The sequence below is a fragment of the Pseudomonas sp. COR18 genome, assembly GCF_048568395.1.
GTDB classification, from domain to species: Bacteria; Pseudomonadota; Gammaproteobacteria; order Pseudomonadales; family Pseudomonadaceae; genus Aquipseudomonas; species Aquipseudomonas fuscovaginae_B.
Genome location: NZ_CP183808.1, coordinates 1 through 15,917, shown reverse-complemented (window position 1 = coordinate 15,917; position 15,917 = coordinate 1). Strand labels below are relative to the sequence as shown.

Genomic DNA, 15,917 nt, shown 5'->3' with positions numbered 1-15,917 from the left:
TTCTTAAAGGAATAAAATGATGATTATTAATTCCTTTTGAAAAAATAGAGAAAGGTGCACCTTATCCACGAACCGCACGACGTTCGTGCCACTCTCCCAGACAGGAAGCTGCCCCATGACCATCAAGGCTATCAACGTCCGCAACCAGTTCCGTGGCGTCATCAAGGAAATCAACCTCGGTCAGGTGCTGTCCGAGATCGATGTGCAGACCGCTTCGGGCATCGTCACTTCGGTGATTACCACGCGCTCGGTGCGCGATCTTGAACTGTCGGTCGGCAGCGAGGTGATCGCCTTCGTCAAATCCACAGAAGTGTCCATCGCCAAGCTATGAGTACGACCGCCGGGCGGTCCGGCCCGATCCTGACCCTGCCGCAGGGTGAAAAGGACCCGTTGTCGATTCGCGCCAAGGCTCTGGTATTCGCCGACCCGCGTTCGCGGCAACTGCTCGATTACCTGCAGAGGGTCGGACCGAGCGAAGCGCCGGTGCTGATCAATGGCGAGACCGGTACCGGCAAGGAACTGGTGGCGCGCTATATCCATTCGGCCAGCGGTCGCACGGGTGCCTTCGTTCCGGTGAACTGCGGGGCGATCAGCGAAACCCTGGCCGAGAGCGAGTTCTTCGGGCATGAGGCTGGGGCCTTTTCCGGAGCGGTCGGGCGGCGTGCCGGCTGGTTCGAGGAGGCCGATGGCGGCACGCTGTTTCTCGACGAAATCGGCGACCTGCCGTTGCCGTTGCAGGTGAAACTGCTCAGGGCGCTGCAGGAGCAGGAGATCGTCCGGGTCGGCTCGCGCAAGCCGATCAAGATCAATATCCGCCTGGTGACGGCGACCAACATCGACCTGGAACAGGCGGTGGAGGCGGGCAATTTCCGCCTCGACCTGTTCTACCGGATCAACGTCGCCCAGGTCCGCGTACTGCCGTTGCGCGAGCGGCCGCTGGACATCCTGCCGCTGGTGGAGCACTTCCGAAAGCTCTACAGCCAGCGGCTGAAAATCGTCGAACCGATGCTCTCCGAGGCGGCTACCCAGGCGCTGCTCGACTATCCCTGGCCGGGCAACATCCGCGAGCTGGAGAATGTCGTGCACCTGGCCTTGCTGGTGGCGGGCGACAAGCCGATCCGCCCCGAGCACCTGAAGTTTTCCGCCGGCCTCAGTGCCGCGCGCAGTCCCAGTGCCAGTACGGTGGCGCGGGTACCCCAGGAGGTGATCCGCGAGCAGTTGCTGCGGTTGTTCGAGGTGCCGGGCGAGAGCCTGCTGCATGACATCGAAGACCTGATCGTGCGCGAGGCGTTTGCCTTTTCCGGGTTCAACCAACTGCGCAGCGCTCAATTGCTGGGGATTACCCGTAACGCGATGCGTACCTTGCTGGTCAACCACGGCATGCTTAAGGGCCGAGCGAAATCCTGAGTCGGTGGAGGGGCGGTAGTTTGGTGCAAGGAGTGCCGGCCTCTTCGCGGGCAAGCCACGCTCCTACAAAGGTTGTGTCGTACGCCGGTCTTGCGCACAACATGGCTCTGTAGGAGCGTGGCTTGCCCGCGAAGAGGCCGGTTCAGGCAAAGTCGCACCCATGGGGCCCATTCAAACTCGTTGTTCGGTTTGTCGCTGCATCGCACCGATGCGCCGCAACTGCGGCAACAGCTCGCTACCCAGGTGAATCGCCTCTTCCAGATGCGGAAAACCCGACAGGATGAAACTGTCGACCCCTAGCTGGTGATACTCCTCGATCCGCTGCGCCACTTGCTCATAGCTACCCACCAGCGCGGTTCCGGCACCCCCCCGCACCAGGCCGACACCGGCCCACAGGTTGGCCGAAACCTCCAGTTCCCGCGCCCGTCGGCCACGGCCCCGGACCAGTTGCGTCTGGCGGCTCTGGCCCACCGACTCGTACGCCGCCAGTTGCAATTGCGCCCGGTCGATGGCCTCCTTGGGAATCTCCTCCAGCAGCTTCTCGACATGGGCCCAGGCCTGATCGTCGGTGGCCGCGGCGAAGATGTGCAGGCGCAGGCCGAAGCGCAGCGTGCGCCCCTGTAGCGCCGCCAGTTCGCGCATGCGTTCGATCCGTTCGGCGATCATCGCCGGCGGTTCGCACCACATCAGGTAGGTCTGGGCGTGGGTGGCGCCAACCTGTTCGGCCGCCGCCGAGGCTCCGCCGAAGTAGATCGCCGGTGCCGAGGCATAGGGACTGATAGGCGTGGCGCTGGTGCTGCGGTAGTAGCGCCCGTGGAACGGCAGGCCCTTGCCGGCCCAGACCGCCTGGAACACCTGGAGGAATTCCGCGGTACGGGCGTAGCGCTCGTCGTGTTCGAGGTAGTCGCCCAGCGAGCGCTGCTCGAAGCGGCTGGAACCGCTGACCACATGCAGGGCCAGGCGGTTGTCGCTGAGCAGTTGCAGGGTGGCCGCCCGGTGCGCGGTGTAGGCGGGCAGTTCGAGGCCGGGGCGCAGGGTCAGCAGGAACTTCAGCCGACGCACTTCCTGGGCCAGTACCGCGGTGATCAGCCAGGGGTCCTCGAAGCCGCTGGCGGTCGGCACCATGATCGAGTCGAAGCCGGCCAGTTCGGCGGCGCGGACGATCTGGCGCAGATAGTCCAGGGTCGGCGCGCGCTCGCCGGCCTGCAGCAGTCCGGTGCGGGGCAGGCCGCTGCTGGTGAGGTGGCGGCCGTCACCGTTGGTGGGCAGGAACCAGTCGATTTCCAGGGCCGAGCGGTACTCGTGGGGCATGCTAGCAGCGCTCCTTGCGCAAGCCTTGGGCCGTCAGCAACGGCAGGATCTGTTCGCCGAACCGCAGCACCTCGCGCACCGCCGGCTCACCCTGGACGATCACCTGACCCAGGCCCAGTCCGTGCAGTTGCTGCAGGCGTGTGGCGACCTGGTGCGGACTGCCGACGATGTACAGCGGTTGGTCGCTGTGGGGTTGCCACAGATTCGGATGGATCTCGAAGCGCCGTGCCGGGTGCTGCTGGCGCTTGAGCGGCAGGACCCGCGACGGGACGTCCGGGACCTGCAAGGGGGGCTGTTCCAGGGTGGCCTGGGCGGCCTCCCAGGCTTCGTCCTCGGTGTCGCGCACGATCAGCCCGAAGCGGCTGGCGAAGGTCAGCCGGCCCTGGCTGTCGCGCAGGCGTTCAATGGCCTGCTGCAGCCAGTGCGGTGCGCCGGAGCGCAGCAGGCAGACCTGCGCATGGCGGGCGATCAGCGCGGCGTCCTGGGAGTCATCAAGCACCAGGGGCGGGGCGGGTAGCGGGCGGCGACCGACGCCGGCGTTTTCCAGTTGGAAGTAGCGCCCGTCATAGTTGAATTCGTCGCCGTCGGGTTGCAGCAGCGGACCGAGGATTTCCAGGTATTCGCCGATACGCTCGTTGCGCTGGTCGCGGTTGAGCCATTCGCCGAAGGCGCTGCGCAGGCTGCCTTGTTCGCTGTCGGGCAGGTGCAGTCGCACGTGGTGGGAGCTGATCGATTGCAGGCTTTGCACGGTGGCGGCGAGGGCGGCGGGCAGCATGACTTCCGGCGGTACGCTGACGGTCAGGTGCAGGTGCCGGGTATGGGCGCAGAGCGCAGCGGCCACGCCGAGGCTGTCGGCGCAATGGGCGCCACCAGGTATCCACAGGCCGTCGAGCCCGGCGTATTCCGCCGCCTGGGCCAGTTGCATCCACTGGCCGGGCCGCTGGGCCCAGCCCGGCGTCTGGCCGGGACCGCACAGGGGGAGTTGCCAACTGAATTCAAGTGCCATGTGGGGTTCCCGGACAAGAATGGGGTTGTGCCTGATACTGCGCGTTGTTGTCGATCGCCAGCAAGCGGAGCACCGACCGGCCCGCTCCCCCAATGGATCGAGTCGTAGGCGGCAAGGAGGCATGACGCACATCCGTAGGAGCCGGGCTGGCCCGCGAATGGGCCCCCCGGCCTTGCAGCGCCGGTGCATACGCCACCGCCAGCCAGGGTTGCGCTGTGCTCATGCGCGATGCCAGCCAAGGGCCGGGGCGATTTCGCCGGCGAGGATTTCCAGGCGCCGGAGGATCTGCGCCTGGGTCGAGCTTTCGGCCTGGACCACGGCGATCACGTAGTCGGCGTAGGGCAGCAGCGACGGGTCCTGGCGCAGGCTGGCAATCACTTCGTCGGGGTGGCCGTGATGCACGTTCATCAGCCGCAGGTGTTCCTGCAGGTCCACCGCCTCATCGATCAGCCCCTCGCGCTTGAGACGCGGGATATGTCGCTCGATGTCCACTGCCAGTTCGGCCTGGGCGCTGGCGCGGTCGGCCGCCGGAAAGATCGCCCGGACCACACCGATGCGCGGCGGTTGCCCGGTATGCTCCCAGGCTTGCAGGTAGGCATCCGCCAAAGGCTTCTGCACGGTCAGCGGATCATGGGTCGCCGTCCCCAACAGCAGGCCATTGCCCTGCCGGGCGGTGTAGGCCGCGCCCTCGACACTGCCGTGGGAATGCCAGAGGCGTCGGGCCAGGCCCGCTGCCGGCGGTTGCAGGGTCAGGTCGCTTGAGGTGTCCACCGGGCCGCCCCTGAGCAACTGCTGCAGCCGTTGCTGGTGTCGGGCGAAGTCCTGTTGACGTTCCTCGGCGTCGCGCCGGAAAGCCGCGAAGTTATCGAGGTTGGCACCACCACTGCCCAGTCCCAGCTGCACGCGACCCCCACTGAGACTGTCGAGCACGCTGGCGTCTTCGGCCAGGCGCACCGGGTCCTCGAAGGGCAGCACGATGACACCCGTGCCCAGCTCGATGGTGCGGGTGCGTTCGGCGATCGCCGACAGCAGGATCAGCGGCGAGGGCAGGCGGCCGAAACCGTTGCTCAGGTGGTGTTGGGCGATCCAGCCACCGTCGAAGCCGAGGGCTTCGGCGACCTCGAACTGTTCGATCAGGTCGCGATAGACCTGCTGCGGATCATCGCCAAAGGCATGGCTGAGGAAACCCAGCTTGAAGGGACGGACGCTGCTCATGGATGCGGTTTCTCCAGGGACGAGGGACGCTGCGGGGTCGGCTGCCAGCCCAGCGCCGGGGCGATCCGTTCGCGGATGATCTGCAGTGCGCGGATGGCCTCGCGCAGTGGCGTGCTGGCGGTCTGCACCTGCACGACCAGATGGTCGTGGGCACCCAGGCGCGGTCCCTGGGCGAGAGCCTCGACGATCCGCTCCGGTGTTCCGTGAAGCACCCCGAGACGGGCGAGCACCTGGTTGAAGTCGGCATCGATTCCGGCCCGATAGACACCGATGCTCTGCTGGCGACGCACGTAGGCGAGGATATCGCCGTGCAGCGTCGATCCCGGCGCCGCCGCATCCGCGTCAGGGAAGACCGCCTGAACCCGGACCACCCGCGCCGGGGTGCCGTTGTCGCCGGTCCAGGCCTGGCGATAGCGCTCCACCAGCTCCACGCCGGCCTCGGGCGGCAGGTGCGGATTGGGTGCCATGATCAGCCCGTTGCCGCGGGCGGCGACCTGTTCGACCCGTGAAGTCGCCTCCCACAAGCGTCGCCCAAGTCCTTCGGCACGGGGCAGCAGGCGCGCGCCGTCGGCGCTCAGCGGTGCGTTGCCCAGAGCCGAGCGCAGGCGTTGCAGGTGGGTTTCGTAGTCGCGGTGGCGCTCACCGTGATCGAGGCCGAAGGCGTCGTAGGTCTGCGGGTCGAAGCCGGCACCCAGGCCCAGTTCCAGGCGGCCGCCGCTGAGCAGGTCGAGCACCGCCGCATCCTCGGCCAGGCGCAGCGGGTCCTCCTGTGGTAGCACGATAATGCCGGTGCCCAGGGCGATGCGCCGGGTGCGCTGGGCGATGGCGGCCAGCAGGACCAGTGGCGAGGGCAGGCGGCCCTGTTCGCTGGCGAAGTGGTGCTGGGCCACCCAGCCACTGTCGAAGCCCAGCTCCTCGGCAACGCGGAACAGCTCCAAGGTGTCGCGGTAGACCTGCGGGTCGAAGGCCGGGCGGTAGACGCGGCTGAGAAAGCCCAGGGAGAAACCGCCGCTCATGATCGGCTGAACCGGTTGGCCGGCCGTGGCAGCCCGAGGTTTTCCCGCAGGGTGCGGCCCTGGTATTCACGACGGAACAGTCCACGCGCCTGCAGCAGTGGCGTCACCTGGTCGACGAACACCTCGATGGCACCGGGGAAGTACGGGAAGAACACGTTGAAGCCGTCGCAGGCGCGGGCCTGGAACCAGGCCTCGAAATGATCGGCGATATCGGCGGCGGTGCCGATCACCGGGTTGCCGCCGGCCAGGCGCAGGTACAGCTGGCGGATGCTGAGGTTTTCCTTGCGCGCCAGCTCCAGCACCTTGTCGCGACGGCTGCCGCGCTGGCCGACCGGGGTCTCGGGCAACGGGCCGTCGAGGTCATGGCCGCTCAGGTCGATATCTTCGCCAAGGGTGTCGGCCAGCAGGCGCAGGCCGAGTACCGGGTCGATGAGGGCCTGGAACTCGTCGAACAGCGCCTGGGCCTGTTCGCGGGTCTCGCCGATGAAAGGCGTGATGCCGGGGAGAATCTTGATGTGGTCCGGGTCGCGGCCAAGATCGGCGGCGCGGGCCTTGATGTCCTGGTAGAAGGCCTGGGCATCGGCCAGGTCGCTGGCGGAGGCGAAGATCACTTCGGCGACCCGCGCAGCGAGGGTCTTGCCGGCTTCCGAGGCGCCCGCCTGGACCAGTACCGGGTGGCCCTGGGGTGGCCTGGCGACGTTCAGCGGGCCGCGTACGGAAAAGTGTTCGCCACGGTGGTTGAGCGTATGCAGCTTGTCCGGGTCGAAGTACTGGCCGCTGGCCTTGTCGCGGGTGAAGGCATCGTCGTCCCAACTGTCCCACAGGCCCTTGACCACATCATGGAATTCCTCGGCGCGCTGGTAGCGGTCGCCGTGGTCGATGTGCTGTTCGCGGCCGAAGTTCCAGGCTTCGTCGGAAACCACCGAGGTCACCAGGTTCCAGGCCGCGCGGCCGCCGGAGAGATGGTCGAGGGAGGCGAACTTGCGGGCGATATGGTACGGCTCGTTGTAGCTGGTGGTGGCGGTGGCGATCAGGCCGATGTGGTTCGTCACGGCCGCCAGTGCGGACATCAGCGTCAGCGGTTCGAAATGTTCGGCGCGGGCGGTGCGGCTCAGGGCATCGTGGTGATGGCCCCAGAGCGCGACCACGTCGGCGATGAACAGGGCGTCGAACCGGCCGCGTTCGGCGGTTTCGGCAATCGTCTTGAAGTGGGCGAAATCCAGGCTGGCATCGGCCTGGGCCAGGGGATGACGCCAGGCAGCGACATGATGGCCGCTGTTGGCGAGAAAGGCTCCGAGCTTGAGTTGGTCGGTTCGGCGGGTCATGAGTGTGCTCCCGTTGAGCGGGCGGCAGCGGCGATCCGTTCGAGCGCCGCTGCCACCCGGTGGGTCAGAAGTTGTAGGTCACGCCGGTGTACCAGTAGCCGCCGGTGGTGCCGTAGGGCGAGAAGTTGCCGTAGGGGAAGCCGCCCGAGCTGCTCGCCAGCCTGGTGCGTTCCGGGTAGATGTTGAACAGGTTGTTGGCCCCGGCGGTGAGGGTGATGGCCTTGGTCACGTGGTAGTCGACGTTGAGGTCGGTGATCCAGGTCGGCGCGAAGGTGCGGTCGTAGATCGCCGCGGTGCCGTACTGGGTGTACTCGCCATAGCGGGTCAGGTTCAGGCCGATGTCGAACTTGTCGACGGTCCAGGTGCCGCCCAGCAGCAGCTTGGATTCCGGTGTGCCGTGCTTGAGGTTACCCTGTCGCTGGCGGTCGTAGCCGCCATCCGGGCCGAGGGCCTGCTGGGCCACGTCCGAGGCGTGGATCGCATCGATCTCGGTGGTGTTCCAGTTGAAGCCCAGGGTGTAGCGCAGGCTGCCGTAGGCGCCGAGGTCCTGGCGGTAGTCGCCGACCAGGTCGATGCCGCGGGTGGTGGTGTCCAGGGCGTTGGTGAAGTAGGTGACCGCCTGGTTGGTGTTGAGTCCGGCCGCGGCGAGGATCGCGTTGATCTGCGGGGTTCCGCCAAGGTAGCCGGTCTGGGCGATGCGGTCCTTGATTTTGATCTGGTAGGCATCGAGGGTGATGCTGGCGTTGTCGAGCGGTTGCAGAGTCAGGCCCAGGCCGAAGTTGGTCGATTTCTCCGGCTTGAGGGTTTCGGCGCCAAGGGCCTTGGCCACGGCCGAGTCGACGGCGACGTTGCGGTAGTCGATCAGGTTGCCGTTGACGCTGCTCTGGGAGGTCGAGCTGTAGATTTGCTGGGCCAGCGACGGTGCGCGGAACCCGGTGCTGAAGCTGCCGCGCACGGCGAGAATCGGCGTCAGCTGGTAGCGGGTGGCGAGCTTGCCGTTGGTGGTGGTGCCGGAGCCGTCGTTGTAGTGCTCATAGCGCCCGGCCAGGTCGACGTGCCACTTGTCGGTCAGGTCCTGGCCGATCTCGGCGTAGGTGGCGACGCTGGTACGGCCTTTTTCGGCGGCATCGGCCGGCGTGGTACCGGCCCCGGAAATGGTCCCCGGGGCGATCGGGTTGCCGCTGGCGCCGGTGCTGAAGTTGCCCAGGGCATAGGACTCGTAGTCGCCCTTGCCGATCTTGTAGTTTTCATAGCGCTGTTCCAGGCCCCAGGAAATCTGCGTCGGCTTGGCCAGGCCGAGGTCGAAGGCGCGGGTCAGGTCGAGGTTGTTGGTCCACTGGCTGAAGGTCTTGACCCCGGTGTCGACGGAGGTCGGCGAGTCCGGTCCGTAGCTGAGGTTGTAGGTGTGGCGCAGGGTCGCCTGGGCATGGTCCTGGCCGTAGGTGCTGGACAGGTCGTAGTCCCAGCCGGCGACCTGGCCCTTGCCGCCGAAGGCGACCTGGAAGTCGTTCTCGATGAAACGCAGGGTGTCCTCGACTCCTTCGGGGAACGGCGTGGCGATGCCGTCGAAGCTGGCCGGCTGGTGGAAGGCCAGGGGTTTTTCCGAGTTGCGCCGGGTGTAGGTGGAGAACGAGTAGAGGGTCAGGGCGTCGTCCACCGGCAACTCGGCGTTGTAGCCGAAGCTGAAGTTGCGCGCTTCCGGCAGGCCGGTGCCGTAGTAGGTGTGGCGCAGGCTGGTGTTGCCGGCGCTGTCGGTGTAGGGCGCGGCGTCCGAACGGTCGGAGACGTTTTGTTTCTTCACGTCCAGGGCCAGGTTGATGAAGCCGTCGTTGGGCAGCGACAGGCCGAGGTTGCCGGTCTGGCGGGCGGTCTCGCCGTCACCGTTCTCGAAGTTCTGGCCGTAGGTGGTGGACAGGCTGCCGCCGTGGTCGGTCTGCTTGAGCACGATATTGACCACGCCGCCGATGGCGTCGGAGCCGTACTGGGCCGAGGCGCCGTCACGCAGGACTTCGACATGATCGACCAGGGCGGTGGGGATCATGTCCAGATCCACCGGTTGCGAGCCGGAGTTGAGGAAAGTGCCGTTGTTGAGCAGGGCGCTATTGTGGCGGCGCTTGCCGTTGACCAGCACCAGCACCTGGTCGCCGTTCAGGCCGCGCAGGCTCACCGGGCGTACCACCGAGGCCGAACCGTAGCCGGAGGAAGCCGGCAGGTTCAGCGACGGCAGGACCTTGCTCAGGGCTCGGGTCAGGTCGCCCTGACCGGTGGCGAGCAGTTGCTTGGAGGAGATGACGTCCACCGGGGCCGGACTTTCGGCCAGGGTACGGGCCTGGCCGCGGTTGCCGATGACCACCACGGTGTCCAGCGGGTTGTCGCTGGCGGGGATGTCGGCGGCAAGGGTCAGGCTGCTGTAGCTCAGGGCCTCGCAGACGGCGAGGAACAGCAGGCTGTGGGTGAAGGTGGTACGGGCCTGGCGGCCGGCGGCGCGTGTCGAACTCATGATGTGAATCGCTCCAGTGGTTCCCCGGTGTGGCCCCTGGCAGGGCCCACCTTGTTCGGGTAAGGCGACGGTGTCGTGGCGGGTCGTCGCAAGCGTGGTCAGTGACGGCTTGTTGCCGGACCGGCGCGATGGCCGCGGTCTCAAGCTCTGCTGAAGGCCGTGGAGCAAGGCCTGTGCCATGTGTTTTAGCCCTTTAAAATCAAGGTTTTGGCTCGTATGACGAAGCGGATCTGGTGTTTTTCCAACGGCGGCGATTCAGGCTGTTGGTTTTTCTACAGCGCGCGGTGGGTGGGCGTAGCGGGGAAGGCGAGTGTTGATTTGTCAGCAGTCGCGATGGGGGCTGTTGAGTTAGCAACAGGCCTTCGCCAGCCATGCCGAGCCGACATGGGATCGTCGATGGCTGGCACATCACTTGCTCAATGGATCCGATACATGTGCTGTGGGAGCTGGCTCCCGCAAGGGCAGGACACCGATATTCTTCAACTCAGGAAATGACCATGCCGTTACCGGGACCCCGTAACCTGTTGACCGATGTACCTGGCGTTCGCGTCGGACACGCCACCGACCTGCGGGTCGACACCGGCGTGACGGTGATCCGCACCGATGGCGCCTGGACGGCCAGCATCGATATTCGTGGTGGTGGTCCGGGGGGGCGGGAGTCGGCGGCGCTGGAGCCGCAGAACATGGTCGGGCAACTGCATGCGCTGGTGTTCGCAGGCGGTTCGGTGTTCGGCCTGGGCGCGGCGGATGCGGTGGCGGCGGCGCTGTCGCAAGAGGAGGTCGGCCTGCACCTGAAGGCCGGTGCACCGGCGATTCCGATCGTTCCGGCGGCGGTGCTGCATGACCTGGCCAACGGTGGCGACAAGCATTGGGGGCTGGAGCCGCCGTACCGCCGCCTTGGCTTCGAGGCACTGAACAATGTCGGCGAGGACTTCGCCCTGGGTTCGGTGGGGGCCGGCCGTGGAGCGATGGCCGGCGTGCTCAAGGGCGGGCTCGGATCGGCTTCGCTGGCCCTCGATGACGGGCTGGTGGTGGCGGCCCTGGTGGTGGCCAACCCCATCGGCTCGGTGTACATGCCGGACGGACAGACCTTCTGGTCCTGGCCCTGGGAGATCGCCGGCGAGTTCGGGGGCGCGCGGCCCACCGCGGTGATGGACGCCAGCGACCCGATGCCGGAGTTGTCGCGGCTGGACAGCATGGGCCGCCTGCAGGCCGGGGCCAACACCACCCTGGTGGCGGTGGCCTGCAACGCTCGGCTGACCACTGCCGAGTGCAAGCGTGTGGCGATCATGGCCCAGGACGGCATTGCCCGGGCGGTGCGGCCGGCGCACCTGCCGTTCGATGGCGACACGGTGTTCGCCATGGCCTCCGGTGAGTTGCCGCTGGTGGACGGGCCGCGTCGGCAGGTGCAGATCGGCTATATCGGCTCGGCGGCAGCCGATTGCGTGGCGCGGGCGATTGCGCGGGGGGTGTTCGAAGCGCGCAAGTGATTGCGCCAAGCCTTCATGCGCCTGCGAGCTACCGTGGGCTTCATCCGCGAGGCTCTTGGCGGTCTCCAGGTCCTCTTCGCGGATGAATCCCGCGGTTTTACGGCGTCTGCTGTAATGATCGTCCGGTCGATCAGTGTTCGATCCGTGCCCTGGCCCGCTTGGCCTCGGACGGCAACCCCAACGCCTCATACACCCGTACCAGATGCCGATTGGTCGGCACATCCAGCGCATCGTAGCCTCGGCGCAGTTCCAGGGTCTGCTGCGCCGCTCGCCAATCGCCCGCGTGCAGCCGTGCATCCAGTTCGATCTGGGTGAACAGGTCGCGCTGGGCGTGGCTGCCGCCGATATCGTTGAGGCGCGGCAACACGCTGCCCAGGCGTTGCGCTGCGGTATGCCAGTCGCCACGGGCATGGGCCAGCAACCCCTCGGCCAGGGGTAGTGTCACCTGGGCCCAGGTGTCGCGGCTGAAGGCCGGTGCGCTGTGGCTGCGTTCGCGCAGGGCCTCGAGCAATCGGTCCGCCTCGGGCAACCCGGCGCGCGCCAGGCCATACAGGTACTGCACGCTAAGAAACGGCTGCACCGTGTCTGCGACCCGCACCCGCAGGTAGGCCGCCACGGCCTGCCAGCGTTGGCCGACATCCACCCCCGCCAGCTCCAGGCGGGCCAGCAGCGACACCGCGCCGATCTGGTCCTGGGAGTATTCCGGGAGGATGCCCCACACGTGTCGATCATAGATTTCCAGCACTCGCTGATCCTGCCCCCGGGCCAGGTAGAACAGCGCCAGGTGCCACCAGTTGTGGGTGTACATGAACGAGTTGAGGCCTTGCCAGTGGTGCTTGACGCTTTCCAGGAAGTCGATGCCTTCCTCGATCCGCCCGCGGGTCAGCAGCACGTGGGCGAGGGCGTGCTGGGCCCAGGCTTCGTCGGCCTGCAGCGCCAGGGCCTGGCGGGCGGCGGCCTCGGCTTCATCGAGCAGGTGGCACTGTTCATAGGCGAAGGCCAGCAGGCCATGGCTATGGGCGATTTCCGGCGCGGCGTCGCGGGCCTTGAGGGCAATGCGCAGCAGCGCCGGCCAGTTGCCGCGGTTGAATTCCACGTACTGGTTGAGCTTGGCGGCGAACAGGTCGCGGGGGAAGCTGTCCAGCAAATGCTCGGTCAGGCCCAGTACCCGTTCCAGATCGTCGGCGATCCAGGCATCGAGGGTCGCCAGGTAGAGGTCGGCACGGCGGTGAGCGACGTGCACGGCATCGGCCTGCTGGCGATAACGCTCGGCCAGGCGCGGCCCGTCGGGAGACTCGCTGAACATCAGCAGGATGCCGGCCAGGGCATTGGCCAGCCGCGAGTTCGGGTCGGCATCGGCGGCGGCGAGAATGTTTTCGGCGCGTGGGTGATAACCGAGGAAACCGCCGATGAAGTCGTCGATGCCGCGTCGGGTGGTGGAGAGGTCGCTATCGATGGGGTTGCCCAGGTAATCCAGAAACATGGGAAGAGGCTCGCGGGTTCGAAGATCGCAGTTGTCGCAAGGGTTGTGCCAGGGCAGGGCAATGGGTTTTCTCGGGGAGCCGCGACTGGTGTTTTTGGGTGCCAGCGAGCCGGTTCCCAACGATGAGACAGGGGAGGCTGCTGCTTTTTCCACAGTGTCCGGCACGGGTTGTGGTTTTTTCATCACTGCGCGGCAACCCGGTACCGCGCAAACACGGGCGCAAAAGCACTGGCACAGGCCTTGCTAAAACCCTCGAAAGGGCCGGTCGCACACCCTGTGCCGTGCCTGCCGAATCTTTCCTGCGGAGCCCGCCATGCCTGATTTTTCGCCGACCCCTTCATCTCGCACCCGGCCCCTGCGCCGGGCCCTGCTCGGCCTCGCCGCCAGTGCGCTGATCCTGGCTGGCAGCGTGCAGGCACAACCCCGCGATGGCGGTGTGCTCAACCTGGTGGCCCAGCCGGAACCGCCATCGCTGATGCATGGCGTGGTCTCCCATGTTTCGACCCAGTACGTCAGCGGCAAGATCCTCCAGGGCCTGCTGACCTACGACACCCACCTGCAACCCAAACCGGTGTTGGCCAGGAGTTGGACTGTCTCCGCCGACGGCCTGACCTACACCTTCGACCTGCAGGACGGCGTGCGCTGGCACGATGGTCAGCCGTTCACCGCCGACGACGTGGTGTTCAGCTTTCGGACCTTCTACCCGGAAGTGGACAAGCGCCTCGGCGGGGTGTTCACCGAATTCGTCGCCTCCATCGACGCCAGCGGCCCGCTGCAGGTGACCTTCCACCTGAAGAAGCCTTTCGCACCGCTGCTCTCGTCCCTGGGCAGCGGCCTGCGCCCGGTGGTGCCAAAGCACCTCTACGAAGGCACCGATTTCCGTAACAACCCCTATAACCTCAAGCCGGTCGGCACCGGTCCGTTCGTGTTCCAGGAATGGAAACGAGGTGCCTATATCAAGCTGGGCAAAAACCCCGACTACTGGAAAAAGGGCCTGCCGCACCTGGACGGTATCGTCTTCCACGTGATCCCCGACGCTTCCTCCCGGGCCGCCGCCTTCGAGCGTGGCGACGTGCAGGTGCTGCGCGGCGGCGATGCCGACTACTCCGACCTCAAGCGCCTGAGCGGCCTGCCCGGCGTGCAGTCTTCGGAGCAGGGCTGGGAACTGTACTCCGGGCTGGCCTTCCTGCAGATCAACACCCGCAAGCCGCCGCTGGACAACCCCAAGGTACGCCAGGCGATTCTCTATGCGCTGAACCGGCCGTTCATTGTCGACAACATCTTCTTCGGCACGGGCAAGGTGGCCCAGGGACCCTTCGTCTCCAGCTCGCCGTATCACGATCCACAACTGCCGCAGTACAGCTATGACCTGAAGAAAGCCAGGGCGCTGATCGCCGAGTCCGGCGTCGATGTCGGCGCGGTGCGCATCCGCCTGCTCAACGGCGAGAAGGGCGGTGCCTGGGAACGCGCCGCCGAGTACACCAAGCAGGCTCTGCAGCCGCTGGGCTTCAAGGTCCAGGTGGTCACCTCGGACGCGGCCACCTGGTTCCAGCGGGTCAGCGACTGGGATTTCGACCTGACCTACAATTTCATCTTCCAGGTCGGCGATCCGTACCTGACCACCGCCTACCTGTACCGCTCCGACTACATCCTCAAGACCTCGCCGTTCGCCAACGTCAGCGGCTACAGCAACCCGCAGGCGGATGCGCTGTGGAGCAAGGTCGCCAACACGGCGGACGGCGAGCAGCGTCGCCAGGTCTACAGCGAGCTGGAGAACCGCCTGAACACCGACCTGCCGATCCTGCCGATCTTCGAGATGCGCTATCCGACGCTCTACCATAGCCAGGTCAGGAACCTGCTGCAGACCGCCACCAGCCTCAACGAAGACGACGAAAGCGTCTACCTCGATGCGCCGACACCATGAGCGGGCTGATCTTCCTTGGCTCGCGGCTGCTGCGGGCGCTGGCGATGGTGCTCGGGGTGCTGGTGCTGAGCTTCCTGCTGATCCGCCTGGCACCGGGCGACCCGGCGCTGATGCTGGCCGGCGAAGCCGGGGTCGATGACGCCCGGTACATCGCGCAGTTGCGTCAGGACATGGGGCTGGACAAGCCGGTGGCCCAGCAGTTGCTGATCTATCTGGGCCATATCGCGCGACTGGACCTGGGCTATTCCTATCGCAACCAGGCGCCGGTCTGGTCGCTGATCGCCGAGCGGCTGCCGGCGACCCTGGCACTGATGGGCTCGGCGTTCCTGCTGTCATCGCTGGCCGGCATCGCCCTTGGCGTGCTTGCAGCGCGCAGCCGGGAACGCCGGCCGTGGCTCGACCGGCTGATTGCCCAGGGCGCGCTGCTGCTCTATGCCACCCCGTCGTTCTGGCTGGCGATGCTGCTGATCCTGCTGTTCTCGGTGAGTCTCGACTGGTTGCCGGCCTTCGGCATGGAAACCGTCGCTGCCGACTACCAGGGTCTGGCCTGGTGGGCTGACCGTTTGCAGCACCTGGTGCTGCCATGCCTGTCCCTGAGCTTTCTGTTCCTGGCCCTCTACATCCACCTGACCCGTGCCGCGACCCTGGAAGCGCTGGGCCAGGAGTACGTGCGCACCGCGCGGGCAAAGGGCCTGTCGCCGCGGCGGATTCTCTGGGCCCACGTGCTGCGCAATGCGTTGCTGCCGGTGGTGACTTTCGCCGGCCTGCAACTGGGCCAACTGGCCAGCGGCATCCTGCTGATCGAGGTGGTCTATTCCTGGCCGGGCATCGGTCGGCTGATGTACGAGGCCTTGGCGCAGCGCGACTACGGGGTATTGATGGGCGGCTTCCTGGTGATTTCGATCATGGTGGTGAGTTTCAACCTGCTGACCGACCTGGCCTGTCGCTGGCTCGATCCGCGAATCGGCGCCGGAGGGCCACACTGATGCAACGGCATTCCTTCCTGCGCCGGTTCCTTGCGCAGCCGTCGGCACTGGCCGGGCTGCTGTTTCTGCTGGTGCTGGGCCTGCTGGCGCTGGCCGCTCCCTGGCTGACCGACAGCCAGCCCTGGGAGATGAACAGCCAGCCGCTGCTCGCACCGTTCCACGACCCGGCACACTGGCTGGGCAGCGACATGCTCGGTCGCGACCTCGGCAGTGGCCTGCTGTATGGCGCGCGGGTGTCCCTGGCGGTGGCGGCG

Annotated in this window: 12 protein-coding genes; 5 read left to right on the top strand and 7 right to left on the bottom strand. The window is 66.5% G+C overall.

Features of this window, described 5'->3' with window-relative positions:
- Positions 1-115 precede the first annotated feature (115 nt).
- Positions 116-331 carry a TOBE domain-containing protein gene (locus ACM62G_RS00060; protein ID WP_186680386.1) on the top strand — a complete coding sequence of 72 codons (216 nt, stop codon included), beginning with the start codon at positions 116-118 and terminating at the stop codon, positions 329-331.
- Positions 328-1,407, top strand: coding sequence for a sigma-54 interaction domain-containing protein (locus ACM62G_RS00055; protein WP_054059387.1), 1,080 nt, complete (start codon positions 328-330; stop codon positions 1,405-1,407). Before ACM62G_RS00060 ends, ACM62G_RS00055 begins: the two co-directional genes overlap by 4 nt.
- A gap of 171 nt (positions 1,408-1,578) precedes the next feature.
- Here ACM62G_RS00055 and ACM62G_RS00050 read toward each other — a convergent pair whose 3' ends face one another.
- The 6 genes from ACM62G_RS00050 to ACM62G_RS00025 all read right to left on the bottom strand — a co-directional run bounded on the left by ACM62G_RS00050 (position 1,579) and on the right by ACM62G_RS00025 (position 9,780).
- The gene (locus ACM62G_RS00050; protein WP_273820362.1) at positions 1,579-2,718 is read right to left on the bottom strand and encodes an LLM class flavin-dependent oxidoreductase; all 1,140 of its coding nucleotides are present in this window, start codon (positions 2,716-2,718) and stop codon (positions 1,579-1,581) included.
- A 1-nt stretch (position 2,719) separates the two neighbouring features.
- The gene (locus ACM62G_RS00045) at positions 2,720-3,724 is read right to left on the bottom strand and encodes an LLM class flavin-dependent oxidoreductase (protein WP_419736424.1); all 1,005 of its coding nucleotides are present in this window, start codon (positions 3,722-3,724) and stop codon (positions 2,720-2,722) included.
- 219 nt (positions 3,725-3,943) lie between these two features.
- Positions 3,944-4,939, bottom strand: a complete 996-nt coding sequence (locus ACM62G_RS00040; RefSeq protein ID WP_273820364.1) for an LLM class flavin-dependent oxidoreductase — start codon at positions 4,937-4,939, stop codon at positions 3,944-3,946.
- On the bottom strand, positions 4,936-5,955 hold the full coding sequence (locus tag ACM62G_RS00035) for an LLM class flavin-dependent oxidoreductase (protein ID WP_273820365.1): 1,020 nt from the start codon (positions 5,953-5,955) through the stop codon (positions 4,936-4,938). Before ACM62G_RS00035 ends, ACM62G_RS00040 begins: the two co-directional genes overlap by 4 nt.
- Positions 5,952-7,280, bottom strand: coding sequence for an LLM class flavin-dependent oxidoreductase (locus tag ACM62G_RS00030; protein WP_419736423.1), 1,329 nt, complete (start codon positions 7,278-7,280; stop codon positions 5,952-5,954). Before ACM62G_RS00030 ends, ACM62G_RS00035 begins: the two co-directional genes overlap by 4 nt.
- 64 nt (positions 7,281-7,344) lie before the next feature.
- A complete protein-coding gene (locus tag ACM62G_RS00025; RefSeq protein WP_419736422.1) occupies positions 7,345-9,780 on the bottom strand; it encodes a TonB-dependent receptor plug domain-containing protein in 2,436 nt (811 codons plus the stop codon).
- 497 nt (positions 9,781-10,277) lie between these two features.
- Between ACM62G_RS00025 and ACM62G_RS00020 the strand changes: the two genes are divergently transcribed.
- A complete protein-coding gene (locus ACM62G_RS00020; RefSeq protein ID WP_419736421.1) occupies positions 10,278-11,270 on the top strand; it encodes a P1 family peptidase in 993 nt (330 codons plus the stop codon).
- Between the two features lie 130 nt (positions 11,271-11,400).
- Here the strand turns inward: ACM62G_RS00020 and ACM62G_RS00015 are convergent, their stop codons facing one another.
- Positions 11,401-12,753: a tetratricopeptide repeat protein gene (locus ACM62G_RS00015; RefSeq protein ID WP_419736420.1), complete on the bottom strand. Its 1,353-nt coding sequence runs from the start codon at positions 12,751-12,753 to the stop codon at positions 11,401-11,403.
- Between the two features lie 313 nt (positions 12,754-13,066).
- On the opposite strand from ACM62G_RS00015, the gene ACM62G_RS00010 reads away from it, so the two are divergent.
- The gene (locus tag ACM62G_RS00010; protein WP_419736419.1) at positions 13,067-14,677 is read left to right on the top strand and encodes an ABC transporter substrate-binding protein; all 1,611 of its coding nucleotides are present in this window, start codon (positions 13,067-13,069) and stop codon (positions 14,675-14,677) included.
- The gene (locus ACM62G_RS00005) at positions 14,674-15,663 is read left to right on the top strand and encodes an ABC transporter permease (RefSeq protein WP_419736418.1); all 990 of its coding nucleotides are present in this window, start codon (positions 14,674-14,676) and stop codon (positions 15,661-15,663) included. Before ACM62G_RS00010 ends, ACM62G_RS00005 begins: the two co-directional genes overlap by 4 nt.
- The last annotated feature ends 254 nt before the right edge of the window (positions 15,664-15,917 follow it).

Coding starts and splice junctions, on each gene's coding strand:
- ACM62G_RS00060 (WP_186680386.1), top strand. CDS start 116: ATGACCATCAAGGCTATCAACGTCCGCAACCAGTTCCGTGGCGTCATC.
- ACM62G_RS00055 (WP_054059387.1), top strand. CDS start 328: ATGAGTACGACCGCCGGGCGGTCCGGCCCGATCCTGACCCTGCCGCAG.
- ACM62G_RS00050 (WP_273820362.1), bottom strand. CDS start 2,718: ATGCCCCACGAGTACCGCTCGGCCCTGGAAATCGACTGGTTCCTGCCC.
- ACM62G_RS00045 (WP_419736424.1), bottom strand. CDS start 3,724: ATGGCACTTGAATTCAGTTGGCAACTCCCCCTGTGCGGTCCCGGCCAG.
- ACM62G_RS00040 (WP_273820364.1), bottom strand. CDS start 4,939: ATGAGCAGCGTCCGTCCCTTCAAGCTGGGTTTCCTCAGCCATGCCTTT.
- ACM62G_RS00035 (WP_273820365.1), bottom strand. CDS start 5,955: ATGAGCGGCGGTTTCTCCCTGGGCTTTCTCAGCCGCGTCTACCGCCCG.
- ACM62G_RS00030 (WP_419736423.1), bottom strand. CDS start 7,280: ATGACCCGCCGAACCGACCAACTCAAGCTCGGAGCCTTTCTCGCCAAC.
- ACM62G_RS00025 (WP_419736422.1), bottom strand. CDS start 9,780: ATGAGTTCGACACGCGCCGCCGGCCGCCAGGCCCGTACCACCTTCACC.
- ACM62G_RS00020 (WP_419736421.1), top strand. CDS start 10,278: ATGCCGTTACCGGGACCCCGTAACCTGTTGACCGATGTACCTGGCGTT.
- ACM62G_RS00015 (WP_419736420.1), bottom strand. CDS start 12,753: ATGTTTCTGGATTACCTGGGCAACCCCATCGATAGCGACCTCTCCACC.
- ACM62G_RS00010 (WP_419736419.1), top strand. CDS start 13,067: ATGCCTGATTTTTCGCCGACCCCTTCATCTCGCACCCGGCCCCTGCGC.
- ACM62G_RS00005 (WP_419736418.1), top strand. CDS start 14,674: ATGAGCGGGCTGATCTTCCTTGGCTCGCGGCTGCTGCGGGCGCTGGCG.